8 protein-coding genes are annotated in these 18,934 nt (G+C 37.0%); 5 read left to right on the forward strand and 3 right to left on the reverse strand.

Annotated features, from left to right (window positions below; all coding sequences use genetic code 11):
* The first annotated feature begins 289 nt into the window (after positions 1-289).
* The 4 genes from bafA (B5V81_RS03210) (at position 290) to ndk (ending at position 12,956) form a co-directional block, all read left to right on the forward strand.
* Entirely contained in the window at positions 290-5,812 is a 5,523-nt protein-coding gene (gene bafA / locus B5V81_RS03210; protein ID WP_212112088.1) for a BafA family autotransporter, read from the forward strand.
* Between the two features lie 350 nt (positions 5,813-6,162).
* The gene (bafA, locus tag B5V81_RS03215) at positions 6,163-8,727 is read left to right on the forward strand and encodes a BafA family autotransporter (RefSeq protein ID WP_212112089.1); all 2,565 of its coding nucleotides are present in this window, start codon (positions 6,163-6,165) and stop codon (positions 8,725-8,727) included.
* An 820-nt stretch (positions 8,728-9,547) separates the two neighbouring features.
* Positions 9,548-12,133 (forward strand): BafA family autotransporter, encoded by a 2,586-nt coding sequence (bafA, locus tag B5V81_RS03220; protein WP_212112090.1) that lies wholly within the window; start codon positions 9,548-9,550, stop codon positions 12,131-12,133.
* A gap of 400 nt (positions 12,134-12,533) precedes the next feature.
* Complete coding sequence (ndk, locus tag B5V81_RS03225; protein ID WP_212112091.1) at positions 12,534-12,956, forward strand: nucleoside-diphosphate kinase; 423 nt, start codon at positions 12,534-12,536, stop codon at positions 12,954-12,956.
* Between the two features lie 312 nt (positions 12,957-13,268).
* On the opposite strand, the gene pgsA is transcribed toward ndk, so the two are convergent.
* The 3 genes from pgsA to B5V81_RS03240 all read right to left on the reverse strand — a co-directional run bounded on the left by pgsA (position 13,269) and on the right by B5V81_RS03240 (position 17,452).
* Positions 13,269-13,850 (reverse strand): CDP-diacylglycerol--glycerol-3-phosphate 3-phosphatidyltransferase, encoded by a 582-nt coding sequence (pgsA, locus tag B5V81_RS03230; RefSeq protein WP_212112092.1) that lies wholly within the window; start codon positions 13,848-13,850, stop codon positions 13,269-13,271.
* Positions 13,851-13,922: 72 nt separating this feature from the next.
* Complete coding sequence (gene uvrC / locus B5V81_RS03235) at positions 13,923-15,908, reverse strand: excinuclease ABC subunit UvrC (RefSeq protein ID WP_212112093.1); 1,986 nt, start codon at positions 15,906-15,908, stop codon at positions 13,923-13,925.
* Between the two features lie 680 nt (positions 15,909-16,588).
* Entirely contained in the window at positions 16,589-17,452 is an 864-nt protein-coding gene (locus B5V81_RS03240) for a 23S rRNA (adenine(2030)-N(6))-methyltransferase RlmJ (RefSeq protein ID WP_212112094.1), read from the reverse strand.
* Positions 17,453-18,591: 1,139 nt separating this feature from the next.
* On the opposite strand from B5V81_RS03240, the gene tatA reads away from it, so the two are divergent.
* Positions 18,592-18,894, forward strand: a complete 303-nt coding sequence (gene tatA, locus B5V81_RS03245) for a twin-arginine translocase TatA/TatE family subunit (RefSeq protein WP_212112095.1) — start codon at positions 18,592-18,594, stop codon at positions 18,892-18,894.
* Positions 18,895-18,934 lie beyond the last annotated feature (40 nt).

Consider the following 18,934-nt stretch of genomic DNA (forward strand, 5'->3'; position numbering starts at 1 on the left):
TCGAGAGATTAATCTTATTCGTAGATCAGTGTTTAGTGTCTCAAAAATATTAAAATTTTTTTTAATGAATATAATCATAACACTTTTTAGTTGTATTTAATGAAAATTAAATCTTTTAATTGTGCATACATTTAAAAACACAAGGTGTATATTTGATCTGTCAGAGATTAATCATCGCATGCTTTATTATTAAAAAAAACATGACGTTAAGCCATTACAGAATGTTGTTTTGGTCTATGCACTTTTTTCTAAATGGGGGATTTAAATTTGGAATTATGGAGTGTGAATCATGCAACGCAAATTGAAATTAAGTTTTTATGCGTTAATGACCAGTAGTTTTTTTATCAAGATTGCAAGTGCAGATCGAGTCGTTACACCAAAAGAAAAACTATTAACACCGGTAGATATCAGTGAACATCTCAAAGAAACTCCAAAGTTGTTATCAAAAGTACAGGGATTAAAAGAAAAAAAAGGGGGATCAAAAAGGATAATGCATGAAAAGACAATAGAAGAAAGTAAGTCTTCAGAAGAGAAACAGAAGGGATTAGAAAACCTATTCTTTACAGTTCTCACAAATTCAATAATAAGCGATGGTGATATCATTTATATTACGAACCGTGACTCCGAAGGTTCTGAAATAAATAGCTTTAGCTATAAAGATGCTGCCTATTCCATCAATAATACAGTTCAAGAGGGGGGAAAACTCTACATTGATGCAGCAAGTGTGAGTAGGGATACGATCATTGAGCATGGTGGGATTGAGTTTGTCCAAAACTTGAGCACTTCAGAATATGCCGTTGTTAAAAAAGGGGGTAAACAAATTGTTGAAAGTGGCGCAAATGCTGAAGGAACTAAAATCAATGGTGGTGAGCAGATTATTTTTGGTAAGGGGGGCCTTGGAGATGGTTTGTCGCTTGAAGATAAGGAAAATCTTGAAGATAAGGCAAGTAGTGCTTATGGCACTGAGATTTATGCTGCAGATGGAATGCCAGGAATACAAAATGTCTATAGTGGGGGGATGGCTGTTGACACAAGGGTTATGAAAGGAGGAGTCCAGAATCTTGATGGTCAAGAGAATTTTAATAACGGCTTTTCAGAAGATGCTGATGCAGCCGATACAGAAGAGGAAGATTTTACAATCAATGAGGGGGCTTCTGCTCTGAGTACTGAACTTTTTAAAAATGGGATGCAGAATATCTTTGCAGGAGGGAATGCGAGCGAAGTTACTTTATACGATAGAGCTACGCAGAAGATATATGATTCTGGATATACGGATGATCTAACAATTAATCATCAAGCAAGCTCATGGGGTTTTGCGGGGGCAATATTAGATAAGGATACAAATATTTATGACTTTGGCAGCCTCTATCTTTCTGCTGGAAATGATGGAGCAGTTACGGAAGTAGAAAATCTTAATTTAAATGGAGAAAATACCAAACTATACATTATTGCGTCTGAAGATAACGGCAAAAAACCTCACGTTAATATCCAGAGTTTAAAAGGAAATGGTAGGGTTATTTTTACGTCTTCTGGGGCTAAAAAGCATTACTCAGAGCTTAATATTGATAATCTTTCAGGTTCTTTACATTTCGATTTTAATGTCAATTTTGCCAAGCGCCTTAGAGATTATCTTGTCATTAAAGAAAGCAGCTCTGGTTCTCACACAATAAGTGTGGCTGATTCTGGGCGTGAAATGACAAATTCTTTTCACAAAAAGCTTAAATTAATTTCTGATCGCAGTGGAAATGCTCATTTTACTCTGACAAATACTTTTGGTGAAAAAATCGAAACAATTGATGCTGGAACCTATAGATATCGTTTGAAACATAGAAATAATAAGGGGGCTGGTAAAATTTGGTATTTAGATGCGAATTATACTGTTGATGAGGCAAATACCTCTTTATTTTCTGATTTTAGCTTGCAGCCATCTGTTATGGCTCCATTATCGAAAGATCTCACAGAGCTCACAATTAAAAAGGGAATGATTGTTACGATTGCGGATCCTAGCTTTGAGAGTAGCAGTGAGAAGGTTAATAGCAATGGAGAAACTTCAATTAATAATACAGTTAAAGATGGTGGAAAGCTTTCCGTTTATAGCGGTGGTTTTAGCTTGTATACGACAATTCAAAGAGGCGGCACAGAGCTTATTAAAACACAGGGTCTTTCACAGGATAGTGAAGTTAAGAGAGGGGGAAAACAAAAGGTTGAAGATGGGGGAAAAGTTGAAGGGGCTAAAATTTACGGTGGTGAACAGTTTGTTTCGGGAAAGTCTGATATCAAGGGTAAGATGGTAAGGAGCCGCGCCTATGACACTGTTATTTCTGGTGAAAATGGAGTTCTAGGATATCAAAATGTGTACGATGATGGAGAGGTTTCTGGTACAAAGATCATAGCAGGAGGGGTGCAAAATCTTTATGTAGAACAGGACCTAAACAATTATAGCAGTTTTGCATTTGATACGAAGGTCTTTTCTGGTGGAGAGCAACACGTTTTAGCGGGGGGAATGGCTCTTGGAGTTCTTTTACAGGGGAATGCTTTCCAAGCAATAGATTTAGGAGGCTATGTAAAAGATTTAACGATTAAAGATCAAGCACAGTCATGGTTACATTCTGGTGCAACGTTAGAAGGAAATACCATGATTCATGATTCTGGACGAATTTATCTTTATGCTGGTGCTGATCGATCTCGTACTGAAGTAGAAAAAATTGTTTTAAATGGCAAAGATACAAAATTGTACGCTATTGCTTCTGATACAGATGGCGAAAGTTCTTTGATTGAGAATCTGAGTGGTGATGGCAGCGTTATTTTTGCGTCTACCGTATTTAATCCACATTACTCTCAACTTGAGGTCGGTAATCTTTCAGGGAGTTTACATTTTAGACTGAACACCAATTTTTCAGAACAGCGCGGTGATTATCTCCTTATCGAAAAGGGGGAGGGACATCACACAATAAGCGTGATTGATTCTGGTATTGAAATTGCCAATTCTTCTCTAGAAACACAAAATTTAGTCCTTAAGCTTGATTTAATTAATGAAAAAAGCGGAAAGGCTCATTTTGCTCTGACGGATTTTTCTGGTGAAGAGACCAGTACGATTGATGGTGGAGTCTACATATATGCGCTAAAGAAAAAAGATCATAACGGGGGAAAGATTTGGTATTTGGCGCCGTTGGAAACAACTTCTACTCCTGTGATCCCTGCACCTCATGCTGGGTCGCCTATAGATAAGCTTCCTGAAAAAGAAGAAAATATGATATCTTCAAAAGATTTTAGTATCTCGGATATCATTAATTTCAGTATTCATGAGGGAGGAGGCATTTTACAAAACTTTTTGCTTGGTGATGACAGGGTAGTTTATATCTCTAATGATGGAGAGCAAAGTGTTCTTAAACAGTCTATTAACGCTACAGTTGAGGGATCAGGAAGACTGTATGTTGAGGCTGGTGGTTTCAGTAAAAATACAACAATTGAAAGGGGTGGTGCCGAGATTATCGGGGAACAGGGGATCTCAGAATCTACGATTATTTACGAGGGTGGAAAACAAAAAGTGGAGGGGGGAGGCTCTGCATTGAGAGCTGAAATTTATGGTGGGGAGCAGCTTGTTTTCGGAGATGGGTACGTGGACGGTGGGATTATTGGCAGCAGTGTTTATGATACGACAATTTATGGTCAAGGGGACACACCGGGGCAGCAGAATGTGTATGATGATGGAATGGCAGTGGAAACAAAAGTGATGCGTGGAGGAATACAAACTCTTGCTAAATGGTTTCCTTATGACGATAACTTTGCAGAAAAAAACGGTGGTTTAGCTGTAAATACTGAAGTCTTTTCAGAGGGTATACAGCGTGTTTTAGCAGGAGGTGAAGCGAATACAGTCATTTTACGTACTGGTGGTGTTCAAGAAGTCTATGCGGGTGGAATTGTGAAGAATCTAACGATTGAAGGTAATGCCAATTCATGGGTTTCTAATGGTGCGATATTAGGAGGAGACATAAAAGTTCAGGATTTTGGAAGACTCTATCTTGATGCTGGAGATGATGGTCAACAAACTATAGTAGAAAACATTGCATTAAATGGAGAAGACGCTCAATTATACTCCGTTTCTCGTGGGGTTGACGACAAAGGTACACACATTCAGCAGTTAAGCGGTGTAGGAAAAGTCATTTTTACATCTTCTGAAGATAATTTATATTACTCTCAACTTTATATTGCTAATCTAGCAGGGAGTCTACATTTTAACTTTAATGTTAGTCTTGCAGAAGAAAAAGGTGATTACCTCTTTATTGAGAAAGGGAGTGGTTTTCACACAATAAGTGTTCTAGATTCTGGTATTGAAATTGTTGATCCTTCGTTAGCAGAACTTGATTTAATTTTGGATCACAGTGGAGGCGCATCTTTTACTCTACAAAGTTTTTCTGGTGCAAAAATTGGAATGGTTGATGGGGGAACTTACACGTATGGTTTAAAACAGAGAACTGATGAAGACGGAGGAGGAAAAGTTTGGTATTTATCCGCGGTCTTTATCGATAATTTTTCATTTCTTAATAGTTTACCACAAATTAGAAGCAGATATGCGCGGCATTTAAGTCAAAAACAACCGATTTCTTCTCTTTCAACTCTTACAAATACAGAAGAGCATGCGATTAAGTTGCCACGTCAAAGAAAAAAGCGCTCCAACTTGACTCAAAAATCTTCAGTTTCTTCAATTGTTTCAACTCTGAAAAGTCAAATGATTAAAGGAGCACCTCCAACAGGTTCTCGCCCTCTTTCTGATGAGAAACAACAGATTGCTGTTTCAGGCTCTTCTCACTCTTTAGCCGATCAAATGATTTTGCGTCCAAGTTCTCAGGAACAACCTTCTCCACAATTAAGTGAGACACTTTCAGTTTCTGACTTTTTAACCACGCCTTCTACAGATGCAGTCTTGTCTATGTCTGTAGCGCCAGCAATGGTGTTTCATAATGAAATGCAAACTGTGCGTGTGGGAAGAGGAATTCTCGATAAAAGTAAAAAGAATAAGGCTTTGTGGACCTATGCAATTAAATCTAAAGAAAGCATTGCGACAGAGCATATAGATTTTAAGCTGGATCAGACCGGTATCGTTTTGGGGATCAATGGTTTAAGCGAGTGGGAAAATGGAGATTTTTATATAGGTGGTTTTGGCAGTTATGATCATGCCCGTGTTGCGCATACACGGGGGGGGACCAGTGGTATCAATAGTTATGGCATTGGCGCTTATCTCACGTATTTGGATCATAGTGGATGGTATCTCGACAGTATTTTAAAATACAATCATTATCAAAATACGCTGAAGGCTGTTTCAACGAATGGTTTAGGGATTGAAGGAACATATGCGCAATGGGCGGTGGGAACCTCCTTTGAAGCTGGTTACCGACTTCAGGCGTCACAGAGCAGTTGGCTCCAGCCTTATGGACAATTTACATGGTTGCAAGTTGAGGGTAAGGAAATCAAGTTATCGAATGACATGACAGGTGATATGGGTCCCTTTACTTCATTACGCAGTGAGGTTGGCTTATCTTTAGGGTATGAATTTGGTTCACACGATGCTTCTTCATCCCTTGCGTATATTACCGCAGCATGGTTGCGTGAGCATAAAGATGATAATCAAACGTTGATTAATCAACGCCATCCATTTACCACGGATGTATCAGGGAATGCAGGAAAATTAGGGATAGGTTTAAGCAGTTTAGTGAGTGATAAGTTGAAGTTATATGGAGAAGCCCATTATGTTAAAGGGCGTAAAACGAAGCAGTCTCTTCAGGGCATTATAGGGATACGCTATAGTTTCTAATGATAGGGATGTTTTTCAGTTATATTCAAATGTATAATTGCTTTTAACAGTCTTTAACGAAGCGTAAACAACTTCAGAGCATGCAGTTCGTTTTTTATGACAGAGTGTATGCTCTATTTTATATTATAGTTTATTATGTGTTACTTTTTTCTTTGAAGAAAAAACTTTGAAGGAATGGAAGGATTCCCTTATATCTTCGATCAAAAATGCGTTGAAGAGATGGTAAAAAAACAGTTTTTGAATAAAGTGATGAGGCTACTTAGAAGAATTATTACAATCTAAGGTTGAAAATATATTTTGTAGAGCTAGTTACGTTTGGTGTCTATACAGACGTGAAGAGGGGGGAAGATATGGCTACAAAATATAAATGGAAACGAAATTTTTGGGTACTCATGTTGAGCAGTTGTTTTGTACAGGCTGCTGCTGCAAGCGAGGGGGGAACATCGCTTTTTTGTCAATCTTCGAGTTATGAAAATAACAAAGTATTTCAAGATCAATACAATGAAGATATGAAAATGGGAAGATGCATCCTTGGAACATCGAATGATGGTATTGTAAGAACACGCAATGAATTAGGCTTTTTAAAAAAGCCTAGTGATTTTACTCTTGTTAGGGGCACGAGAGTACTCGCAAGTCAACAGGAGTTTGACAGCCGTCATCGTGACAATGTTGGGTATAATTTCCAAGAACAAAATACTACGTTTCTTAAAAAGCCTGAACTTATCTCTATTAAAGATGGGGCGCTGTTAGAAAATTATATCCTTGATAATGAAGGTAAAGCTTACATTTCAAATGATGGTGAGATTGATAGACCAGGACGATCCATCAATAATACGGTAAGGAATGGTGCAGAGCTTTATGTGTATGCAGGAGGTCTTAGTGAGGATAGTAAAATTGAACATGGTGGAATTGAAAATGTTCAGGCTTTAAAGGGAAAACAAGGTTTTTCGAAAAATGCTGTCGTTAAAGAAGGCGGACAACAAAGTGTGGAAAATGGAGGAAAAGTAGAGGACACTAAAATTTATGGTGGTGAGCAGCTTGTTTTCGGTGAGGGAGATGTTGGAGGAGAGATTAAAGGAAGTAGTGCTTCTCATACTGTCATTTATGGTCAAGATGAAGCACTAGGCCAACAAAAAGTATATGATGGAGGGAAAGTTTGGGATACGAAGGTCATGCGAGGGGGCATACAAGAGATTGGAAAAAAATCTCAAAGTGCAAAAAATGGTGGTTTTGCGTTTGACACAAAGGTTTTTGGTGGTGGTAAACAGCGTATCTTAAATGGCGGACAGGCCATTGGAGTGATTTTAAATGAGAACGCTATTCAGGAAATAGATACTGACGGATCTGTAAAAAATCTAACAATGAATGATGAAACAAAATCATGGGTGCATGCTGGAGCGACATTAGAAGGAAAAACACAGGTAAATCATTCTGGGCAACTTCATCTTTATGCTGGTAATGATCAACATCGCACTACAGTAGAAAATATTATTTTGAATGGAAAAGATACAAAACTGTACTCTATTACTGATGAGTTTGATGGAAAAAACTCTTTGATACAAAAATTAAGTGGTGAGGGGAGTGTTATTTTTGCGTTTACGGGTTCTGATCCATATTATTCTCAGCTGCATGTGAATAATCTTTCAGGAAATTTACATTTCGCGTTCAATACCACGATTGCTCATAATCGTGGTGACTATCTCTTGGTTGAGAAAGGAGCTGGAAATCATACGATAAGTGTTGCTGATTCTGGTGTTGAAATAACGGATCCTTTTTCAAATAAGCGTGATTTAATTACGGATAAAAGTGGCGGAGCGCATTTTACGCTGACAGATCTTAAGGGTGAAAAAATTAACGCCATTGATGGTGGAACGTATATGTATGGACTGAAAGAAAGAAAGGATGAAAATGGAAAAGTCTGGTTTTTATCGGCAGACCGCCTCAGTGGACCAGAATCCTCTATTCCAGATCCTACAAATCCTTTTTTTCCTGGTGAAACATCAACGACTCCCTCTACAGATGCAGTGTTAACGTTGTCCGTAGTTCCTGGACTTATTTTTAACAATGAGTTGCAAATTGTACGGAATGGTAGAAAAATTTGGGACAGAAATAAGAAAGATATTGAATTATGGACTTATGCGATTAAGAGCGGAGAACGCATTGCGACAGGCCATACACACTTTAAGCTTGGGCAAACAGGCTTAGTCTTTGGTGTTGATCAGTTGAATGAGTTAAGGCATGGAGAGTTGTATGTTGGTGGTTTCGGGAGTTATGATCAAGCACGTGTTTCTCATGCACGAGGGGGTGACAGTAGTGTGAGTTCTTACAGTATTGGAACTTACGCAACTTATTTTGATCATCGTGGATGGTATATGGATGGTGTTTTGAAATATAATTATTACCAAGATGATTTGAAAGCCATCTCAACGAATAATTTAACGATTCAAAGTCATTACAATCAGTGGGCGTTAGGTGGGTCATTTGAGATTGGTTGTTATTTTGAACCTGCACAGAATACTTGGATGCAGCCTTATATCAAGCTAACAGGTTTACAGGTTGAAGGTAAAAAAATAAAACTTTCCAATGGAATGATCGGTGATTTAAAACCATTGACTTCATTCCGCAGTGAAGTTGGATTGACTGCAGGACATGAATTCTTTGTGAATTCAGAAACTTTATTAACAGCGTACATTATGGCAGCTTGGTTGCGTGAGAATATAAATAATAATTATGTGACAATTAATAACCAGCATAAATTTATCACAAACTTATCGGGTAGTGCGGGTAAATTGGGAATTGGTTTAAACAGTTCGGTTAATGATAAATTAACACTTTATGCGGAAGCACATTACCTAAAGGGACATAAAATTAAGAATGCTCTTCAAGGTATTTTAGGATTACGCTATAGTTTCTAAGTACACCTTTATACGGCTTATTAACTTTACAAATGTCATTGTTTTACGAACTTAGATAACGCATCACTGTGAGTTATCGAGAGTATAGAGACTATCTCAAACAGTAGGAATGCCTTTATACTCTCCTTTAAGATAAGGGATTAATTTATAAAGAGTATTTATTGTTTTGCGTGTTGAATGAGAGTCCTAAATATCGTAGGATTCTCTTCTTCCAAACTGCTCCATGTTGAATTAATCAAAACCATTTTCTTGTATTTTACAAGCGGGAAAGCTTGCGTAGATAAAAATTGTACAAGAAAGAACTAAAAATATCTCTTATAAACTTTCTTCAAGGATCAAAGGGTATCGCATCGCAACATGTTAGAGCTAGAAAAGTACGTGATGGTGCCGGCTTTCTTCGCCATAAGCGTAAAGATGGTAGCGCTCAATGGATTATATTCATTGTTGACATCAGGAAATGGGCTTGGACGTATTGAGAGATGTTTCTTTAAAAGAAGCGCGTGAATTGGAAGCCCAATGATATTCTGTCTTATATGAGGGGGCCCATTAAAGGGTATAAGAACTTTTTCTACCCATAATTTTAAATATGCAAATTATTCATTGAATTAAAATAAACAATTTGAATTTTATCAGTTTTTTTATCCTTAAGTTAGAGTTTTTTAGTGGTTTACAAGTCAACAACTTATGATTGTTTAAATTAAAAAATACACTAAAAAATTGTATTTAGACATAAATAAAACACATTATGATACAATCTAAAATGAGCTACCTACGTAGCCGCGGGATATTTTTCTAAATAATTGAGAGTGGAGTGTGGATAATGCGGTATAAATACAAGTTAAGTTTTTCAGTATTGATGATCAGTAGTTGTCTTGCGCAATCTGCAAGTGCAGTTGAGAATAGGAATGGAGGGATAATAGGAGCGACCCATGTAGGAAATGAAGAAGAGGAACGAAAAAAATTAGAACTGATTGCTCGTTTTTTTAGAAAGAATATTATAATTAAATACGGTGATGTAGAACTTGTTGATAATGGAAAAACTTCCGTGGGTTCCACTATTAAAAAAGGAGGGATGCAAATAGTTACACGCGGAGGAATTACAATGGAATCCCAAGTTTTGGGAGGTCAGCAGTTTGTTCATGAAGAGCCAAATGTTGATTTTACACGCATGTTGAGACGAAGTAGTGCATATAATTCCACAGTTACGGGTGGAGAAGGGGCAATAGGGCAGCAGAATGTGTATGATGGGGGAGGGACTTGGTATACGAAAGTGGGAAATAATGGAGAACAAAATCTTTATGCGGGGCAGAGGAAGGAAGGGGGGAGAGCAACGGCTACAGAAGTTTTTGATAATGGTAGACAGCACGTCTTGGCACTAGGAGAATCTGTGAAAACTACTTTGAAGGATCATGCAACTCAGGTAGTATATCCTAGAGGGTTTGTAGATACTTTAACAATTACGGATTTTGCCAAATCGTGGCTACATGTTGGTGTAAAAAAAGTTGTTGGGGAAGTAAGGGTTAATAATCACGGGGAGCTTTATTTATTTGCGGGTGATTCAATAAATCATATCACCAAGAAAAGTATTCCTATAGAAAAAAGACCTGATGAACCAATATTTGAGGTTGGTGAACGGAATGTAAGAGAAAAACCACAGATTGAAATTGAAGATTTAGGTGGGAATGGAGGGACTGTTATTTTTTCTTCTATTCCGTATGATCCACGTCATATTTCACTTCATGTTGAGAACCTTTCAGGGAATTTACATTTTCGATTCAATGTTACTGCTACGTGGGATGCAAGTGATTACTTGTTGATTGATGAAGGGACAGGTAATCACAAAATAAGAGTTGCAGATTCTGGTCGTGAAATTACAGCTCCTCTTTCACAAAGGAATAGTTTTGTTACTGAGCTTCCTTTAATTACCGATAAAAGCCCAGATGGGGGAGCTAATTTTACTCTCACAGATCTTTTAGGGAAGGACATTACAGCTGTTGATGGTGGAACCTATCAGTATCAATTAGTAAAGAGAGAAAGATGTGCGAGTTCTAGTGGTTATTCTACAATTTGGTATTTATCTAGAGCTTCTGAAGATAGGGGAAGTTCGAATACTGAGGGACAGTGTGTGAATAAGAAAGCGAAGGTTCCTCTTGCATTGTCTATGAAGAGTGGTAAGCAGTCTGGTCAAGAGGCTTCTTCTGGAGGAAAAAATACTGATCGTCGTCCACCTAAAAAAGAGCACCCCAAGCCACGTCCTCCACGTCATTTAAGAGAAACACAGAATGTTCCTCGTGTTTCGGTTTCTTCTTCTAAAGACAATCAGACTCGTGTAGAGTTACCTCCATCAGGTCAACATCCTCTTTCTGAAGTGAAACAACAGGCTGTTTCTTCAGAAATCTCTCATTCTTCAGCCGATCAGATGGTGTTACGTCCAGTTCAGAAAGAACAATCTTCCCCACAAATGAGTGAGACGCTTTCAGTTTCTGACTTTTTAACCACGCCTTCTACAGATGCGGTATTGTCTATGTCTGTAGCGCCAGCGATGGTATTTCACAATGAAATGCAAACTGTGCGTGCGGGAAGAGGTATTCTCGATAAAAGTAAAAAGAATACAGCTTTATGGACCTATGCAATTAAATCTAAAGAGAGCATTGCGACAAAGCATATAGATTTTAAGTTGGATCAGACGGGTATAGTCCTAGGGATCAATGGCTTAAGCGAGTGGGAAAACGGAGATTTTTATATAGGTGGTTTTGGCAGTTATGATCGTGCCCGTGTTGCACATGCACGGGGTGGTACCAGTGGTATCAATACTTATGGCATTGGTGCTTATATCACTTATTGGGATCATAGTGGATGGTATCTCGACGGTATTTTAAAATACAATCATTATCAAAATACGCTGAAGGCTGTTTCAACGAATGGTTTAGGGATTGAAGGAACATATGCGCAATGGGCGGTGGGAACCTCCTTTGAAGCTGGTTACCGACTTCAGACGTCACAGAGCAGTTGGCTCCAGCCTTATGGACAATTTACATGGTTACAAGTTGAAGGTAAAGAAATCAAGTTATCGAATGACATGACAGGTGATATGCGTCCATTTACTTCATTACGCAGTGAGGTTGGCTTATCGTTAGGGTATGAATTTGGTTCACACGATGCTTCTTCATCACTTGCATATATTACAGCAGCATGGTTACGTGAGAATAAAGATGATAATCAAACGTTGATTAATCAACGTCATTCATTTACCACGGACTTATCAGGGAATGCAGGTAAATTAGGAATAGGTTTAAGCAGTTTAGTGAGTGATAAGTTGAAGTTATATGGAGAGGCCCATTATGTTAAAGGGCGTAAAACAAAACAGTCTCTTCAGGGTATTATAGGGGTACGCTATAGTTTCTAATGATAGGGGTACGTTTTGATTGATTTCAGTGTGTGAGGGGATTTTCGAACCTAAATATGAAGTGTCTAGATCCATCTTCTTTAAAAGAAGAAGCCTTTTTTAAAAGGTATATATATTTTGCGTATTGGTTTTTTCTTATAATTTTTTATTGCTTAAATGATAATTTTAATAGGAAGCATTTAGGAATATAAAAGAAAGTTCAACATTTACTGAGAGGCGAGGGCACTCTTATGATGGGAAGAACAATTGTAGGCATATCTATTTTTATTGAAGTCTTTTTTATCATTTATTCTATATTTTTGAGAATTTGTGTAGATTTTTCCAGAGTCACTTGGCAAAGAGCTGCTTGCTCGCTATAGAAACGGTCAGAGAATGTTATCAATAAAATGAAGGTGAATAAATGGCTTTAGAGCGTACTTTTTCAATGATTAAACCAGATGCAACACGTCGTAATTTAACGGGTGCAATTACGAAAATGCTTGAAGATGCAGGGTTGCGTGTTATTGCATCTAAACGCGTATGGATGGGTAAGCGTGAGGCTGAAAATTTTTATGCTGTTCATAAAGAACGCCCTTTTTTCAGCGAATTGGTTGAATTTATGTCTTCTGGTCCAACAGTTGTACAGGTTTTGGAAGGAGAAAATGCAATAGCTAGAAACCGTGAAGTGATGGGTGCTACAAATCCTAGTGATGCAGAAGAAGGAACAATTCGTAAAGTTCATGCTTTGTCGATTGGTGAAAATTCTGTCCATGGGTCCGATAGTGCTGAAACGGCAAAAACAGAAATCGCTTTTTGGTTTTCTGAGATAGAAATTGTTGGTTAATAAAAACGTAAATAAAAAGCAAAAACCCGAAATATTATGTTTCGGGTTTTTGTTTATAAGATTATAGATCTCTTTGATAAATATATCGTTTCACCATTTTTCCCACTTTTAATATTGCAACTGTTTTTGCAAGAGCCTACTTACCCTTTTCTTGAATGTCTTTTTATCTGTACGTTCACTTCGTTTGCGATGAGAAAAAGAGGTATTTTAATTGTCTCATCACCAATAGATTGGAAGGATGTAGATTGACGGTATCTTTTTTCTTGTTTAAATTGCAGAAAGATAGTTATGATTATAAATCAAGAGACGATTTCATGAGATGACGTGTTTTAAACCTGCGCGAAAATAATCCCAACCTGTCCACAATGTAAGGAGGGCAGCAATCCACAGCATAGTAATGCCAAATTCCACTGTGTAAGGGAAAATTTTGTTACCAGCTGGCCCTGCTAAAAGAAAGATAATAGCGATCATTTGTACAAAGGTTTTCCATTTTGCAAGACGAGAGACCGGAACGCTCACTTTTAATTCAGCTAAATATTCACGTAATCCTGATACAAGAATTTCTCGGCAAAGAATGATAATAGCTGCCCATAAAGTCCATCCAGCAATGGTCGTGTCTGCGGCAAGTAAGAGCAAGCAGGCAGAGACGAGAAGTTTATCGGCAATTGGATCTAACATGCGACCAATATTGGATGTTTGTTCCCAAATACGAGCAAGGTAACCATCAAGAAAGTCAGTAATGGATGCGACGACAAAAATGGAAACGGCAATCCAGCGTGCGATATCACTTGACTGTAGGCGTCCTTCTACAAAAAAGCACGCAACAACCATCGGGACTGCAACAATTCGTGCATAAGTTAAAAGATTCGGAAAAGAAAAAGTATGATTTTTCATAGAGCTATTTTAAATTCTTGTGAAAGAGAATATATCCCCTAAACGTAACAAGGCTAAGGTGATGAAACAAGCTTATTTTTCATGAAAATGGTTATGAATTTTTTGTGCAATTGTCGTAGAGATTCCTGTAACTTTTTTCAAATCTTCAAGTGAGGCACCAGCAACAGCCTTGGCACTTCCAAAATGGTGAAGCAGCGCACGTTTTCTTGTCGGACCGATATTTTCAATTTCATCAAGTGGATTTTTGAATGTTGCTTTTTTTCGTTTTATTCTATGTGTTCCAATGGCAAAACGATGCGCTTCATCGCGCAGACGTTGCAAAAAATAGAGGATAGGATCACGGGGGGGAAGTGTAAAAGGAGGGGTCCCTTTTATAAAAAATCGCTCACGTCCCGCATGACGGTCAACACCTTTGGCGATTCCAACAACTGTGATCAGGCTATTTAATTGTAATTCAGTAAGTATTGTATGGACACTGTTGATTTGTCCTTCACCACCATCGATTAAGATAAGATCAGGCCAAATGGGAAAAATATCATTTTCTTGATCTGGTATATCATGATTTTTATTTGGCAAATCATGTTCTTTGATAAGACGTGAAAATCTCCGTTTAATGACTTCTTTCATCATGCCAAAATCATCGCCAGGCGTAATATCTGTTGAGCGAATATTGAATTTGCGATATTGGTTTTTAACAAATCCCATTTGACCAGCAACAATCATGACACCTACAGAATTTGTTCCCATAATATGAGAATTGTCATAGACTTCTATACGACGCGGAGGAAAAGGGAGTTGAAATCTTTCAGCAAGCCCCTGAAGCAATTTTGTATGGGTGGTTGTTTCAGCAAGCTTATGTTCAAGTGCTTCATGAGCATTGAGATAGGCGTGATTAACAAGCGTTTTCCGTTCACCTTGCTTGGGTAAAGAGAGAGACACTTTGTGATTTGCTTTGAGACTTAATGCTTCTGTAAGAAGTGTCATTTCTTCAATTTCTTCAGATAAAAGGATGTTTTGGGGAAGGGGTTTATCATCGTAAAATTGGGCCAGAAAACTTGCTAAAATTTCAGTACGGGAAAAAGAGGGATCTGCTTTAGGAAAATAGGCGCGGTTTCCCCAATTTTGCCCCATGCGAAAAAAAAATACTTGAATGCAGGTCATTCCTTCTTTTTGCGCAATTGCAAAGACATCCGCTTCTTTTATTGTTTGAGGATTAATACCTTGATGGCTTTGTATGTGAGAAAGAGCTGATAAGCGGTCACGGTAGGAAGCAGCTTGTTCAAAATCAAGATTTTCTGCGGCTTTATTCATAGCTTGAACCATATCATTTTTAACAGATTGATCTTTTCCCGAAAGGAATGCTTTTGCTTCTCTCACCAGTTCTTTATAGTCACTGTCATTAATTTCATGGGTACAAGGGGCAGAACATCGCTTAATTTGATAAAGCAAACAAGGGCGTGTACGGTTTTCAAAAATTGCATCGGTACAGGTCCGTAATAAAAAAGCGCGTTGTAAAACATGAATTGTTTGTGTTACCGCACCAGCAGAAGCAAAAGGTCCAAAATAATGAGCTGTTTGTGTTCGAGCACCACGATGTTTGTAAAGTGCAGGTGCTCGATGATCATTTGTAATCATGATATAAGGGAAGCTCTTATCATCACGCAGTAATACATTAAAATGTGGATGCAATCTTTTGATGAGATTCGCTTCTAAAAGGAGTGCTTCCGTTTCTGTATGGGTAACAATAAATTCCATATGATATGTTGCACGAATCATGCGGGTAATACGATTATTATGTCCTTGTTCACGTGTATAGTTTGAAACACGTTTTTTGAGATTACGGGCTTTGCCAACGTAGAGAATATCACCATTTTCACCAATCATCCGGTAAACTCCCGGCTTATGCGGAAGGTGTCTCACAAATTCTTGTATGAATTTAACACCTTGAAGTTTATTTGTCTCATTGCTTTGATTGGCATTGTTCCATGTAAGGTTAGAGGGAAAAGAAAGCTTTTCTCGTTTATTTTTCGGACAATTTGTATTATTTTTCAGGATCATTCCATTTATCAAGAAATGCTTTTTGTTTACTCTATTAGATATTTTTTTATTAAATAATGATTATTTATGTCTTTAGTATTTTTTGTCCATCAATAACACATGATAGCATAAGAGTCTGATTTTAGGGTACCTATCTTTCATAAAAAAAATATGAAAGTTTTTATTTAAGACAGCTTTACGAATGCACCTAATTGATTCATTAAAAATGATTGGAATAAGAAATCCATGATGATAGGAGGATAGACTACCTCAGAAAAAATAATTACGAAATAAATACTGATTTATAAACTCCTAAATAGCGCAATATTCGCTCATTTCAAACCTATTCCATGTTAAATCAATCAAAACGATGATGTCTCTTGCATGTTACAAGGGGGGAGAAGTACATGGAGTAAAACTTATACAAGAAAGGACTAAAAATTTCTCTTATGAGTTGCCCGAAGTGCCAACGACTATTGCAACATTGAGGGCTAGCAAAAGTATGACTGAGCTGATCTATCTCTTTTATGAGATATAAAGAGATGGTGGTGCTCAATAGCTTTAATATTCTATGTTTCACGTAATCGTTATAAGCTTATCATTCCTATATTATATATTGGTATTATCTAAAAAATAATAGAATTTCATCGCCTTTGTATCTTACAAAAGGGTATTTTTAAGGAAAATATGAGGGGAAAAATCTAACTTAATAGATGTTCTTTTTGAAGCCACTTATGCGTTATTTTTGCATTTTTATCTTGTCCAAGACGGCTGATAAGAAAGGGACTGAGTTTTTTCATTTCTTCTTCTAAAAGATAGGGAGGGTTGATAATAATCATCCCACTTCCATTCATTGTAGGTGGATTTGAATTTTTCCGGATACGCATTTCAAGCTGTAAAATTTTAGGAATTCCTGTTTGATAAAGCGCATGAAGAAAACTTTCAATTTCTCTGTCATATTTAACAGGATACCATAAAGCGTAGATTCCTCCAGAAAAACGGCGGTAGGCTTTCATTAATCCTTCAATAAGGCGGGAAAATTCTCCATTTTTTTCAAAGGGGGGATCAACAAGGATAAATCCACGTTTTTCTTTTGGTGGTAAATGAGCATTTAAAGAAAGCCAACCATCCAAATGCAGAACTTTTGTTTGATAATCGCCGGCAAAATTTTTTGCTAAAATATAGTAATCTTCATTGTGCAATTCTATTGCGGTAAGGCGATCTTGTTTCCGTAATAATTGACGAATAAGAACAGGAGATCCAGGATAAAATACAATTTCTTTTTTCCCTTTATTGAGGGCATCAATGATATCACACCATGGGTGAAGGAGTGCTCTTAAATCTTCTGGGATAGGCGTTGAAAAAATTTTTTGCACACCTTCGCGCCACTCTCCTGTTTTATGGGCTTCTAAAGAAGAGAGGTCATAAATACCAATACCAGCATGCGTATCGATAACGCGAAAAGCTTTTTCTTTGCGTTTGAGATATTCTACAATGCGGGTGACAATAATGTGTTTAAAAACATCAGCAAAATTGCCAGCATGATAAATATGCCGATAATTCATGGAAGAAACTCTATCATATGGATAACGATATCAGATTATTAGCATAGAATAATAGAATTGATATCCATAAAAATTTTTCTTGTAGAAATCAAATAAGGTTCTCATCAAAAAATTATACACATAAAATATGAATGTCATGGTGGCATTTATTTACGAGGATTTTAAATCTTTTATACGTTTAAATCTTTTATATGAAAGTTGGACAGTGAGAGGGTAAACATTTCAATGGAAGCTCTTTGACTTAATAAAGATGAAAGCTGGCATCGTCATATCCCTCATATTGTGACTTATTTGCTAACGCTCTTGACACTTGAGCTGGTCTATAAGAAATATTTTAATAGCTTTTATCTTTCTCTGCTAACTTTGTTTGTGAAGCGCAAGTGAATGATTTTTATAAATGAATATATTTTATACGGTTAATAAAACATATTTCCAGATATGATTACGTGCACAAATGTTGCCTCATATGCATTTTGAGCGAGTTCATATTGCGGTATCACACTTAATATTTAGAAAAGTATGATGTTGCACCTTTTAAAAATTTGACTGATTGATTGACAATGGTCATTGCTCATATTGCTTATGAAAAAATTGATAACAGGATTCCTGCAACGCAAAGAATTATTGAAAATATTATTCGTAAGAGATGAGTGTTGAGGAAACTTTAATGTTCAATGATGTGTCAAAGAAAGCTCATCTAGGGAATATACTTTCGGAAAATTTTCAGATACATGTAAATTTTTTATAGAAGGTTATGATATTATTCTCATTGGTAAAGTTAATTGGGAAGAGATATTTACAATTTCACGTACGATACCGTTTTTAAAAGAAAAGACATTGGATACAGTATTTGCAGGAAGATAAGCAGTCCAAGAGATTATATGAGGTTTCTTTAGAAAAGTTTTTAAGCCTTTTGAATTTTATAGGAAGTCGTTTATAATTTTTGAATGGTTTGTATTATAATATGCTAAACAAGGGATGAGAGGATAGAAGTTTGTTTATGCCATTTACCTTAAAAGCGTGTGATTGCTTTTAAGGTAAGAGGAAAATATGTAAGTAAGATACGCTATTTGATACATTCTTCAGAGGAAGTATGAATAAGTAAGATAAGATTTAAAAGCATAAAGTTAGAGAGAGTAATGGGTAATATTTTTTCACCAACGCATTTAATTGTAATTTTATTGCTTATTTTTGTGCTTTTCGGGCGCGGTAAAATTTCTGAATTAATGGGCGATGTTGCTAAAGGAATTAAAGCCTTTAAAAAAACTATGAAGGAAGAAGAGGGGGGCGTTGAAGATAAAGTTGAAATAGCTGATACTTTTAAAATAATTGATGGAGAATCACAACCATTATCAGTAAAACGTACAGCAACACGCAGAAAGGCTTCCTCTGACTCTAAAGGAGGCAAGGCATCTGTTGCTAAAAAACATCGTATCAAATAACAAAAACGTCATCATCATTGTGCATTATTTTTTATGAGGA

This window comes from Bartonella queenslandensis, assembly GCF_018155095.1.
GTDB lineage: Bacteria > Pseudomonadota > Alphaproteobacteria > Rhizobiales > Rhizobiaceae > Bartonella > Bartonella queenslandensis_B.

What these genes read in the sequence shown, in the direction of transcription:
- B5V81_RS03240 (WP_212112094.1), bottom strand. Translation starts at nt 17,452, where the DNA reads ATGAATTATCGGCATATTTATCATGCTGGCAATTTTGCTGATGTTTTT.
- ndk (WP_212112091.1), top strand. Translation starts at nt 12,534, where the DNA reads ATGGCTTTAGAGCGTACTTTTTCAATGATTAAACCAGATGCAACACGT.
- tatA (WP_212112095.1), top strand. Translation starts at nt 18,592, where the DNA reads ATGGGTAATATTTTTTCACCAACGCATTTAATTGTAATTTTATTGCTT.
- bafA (WP_212112089.1), top strand. Translation starts at nt 6,163, where the DNA reads ATGGCTACAAAATATAAATGGAAACGAAATTTTTGGGTACTCATGTTG.
- pgsA (WP_212112092.1), bottom strand. Translation starts at nt 13,850, where the DNA reads ATGAAAAATCATACTTTTTCTTTTCCGAATCTTTTAACTTATGCACGA.
- bafA (WP_212112088.1), top strand. Translation starts at nt 290, where the DNA reads ATGCAACGCAAATTGAAATTAAGTTTTTATGCGTTAATGACCAGTAGT.
- uvrC (WP_212112093.1), bottom strand. Translation starts at nt 15,908, where the DNA reads ATGATCCTGAAAAATAATACAAATTGTCCGAAAAATAAACGAGAAAAG.
- bafA (WP_212112090.1), top strand. Translation starts at nt 9,548, where the DNA reads ATGCGGTATAAATACAAGTTAAGTTTTTCAGTATTGATGATCAGTAGT.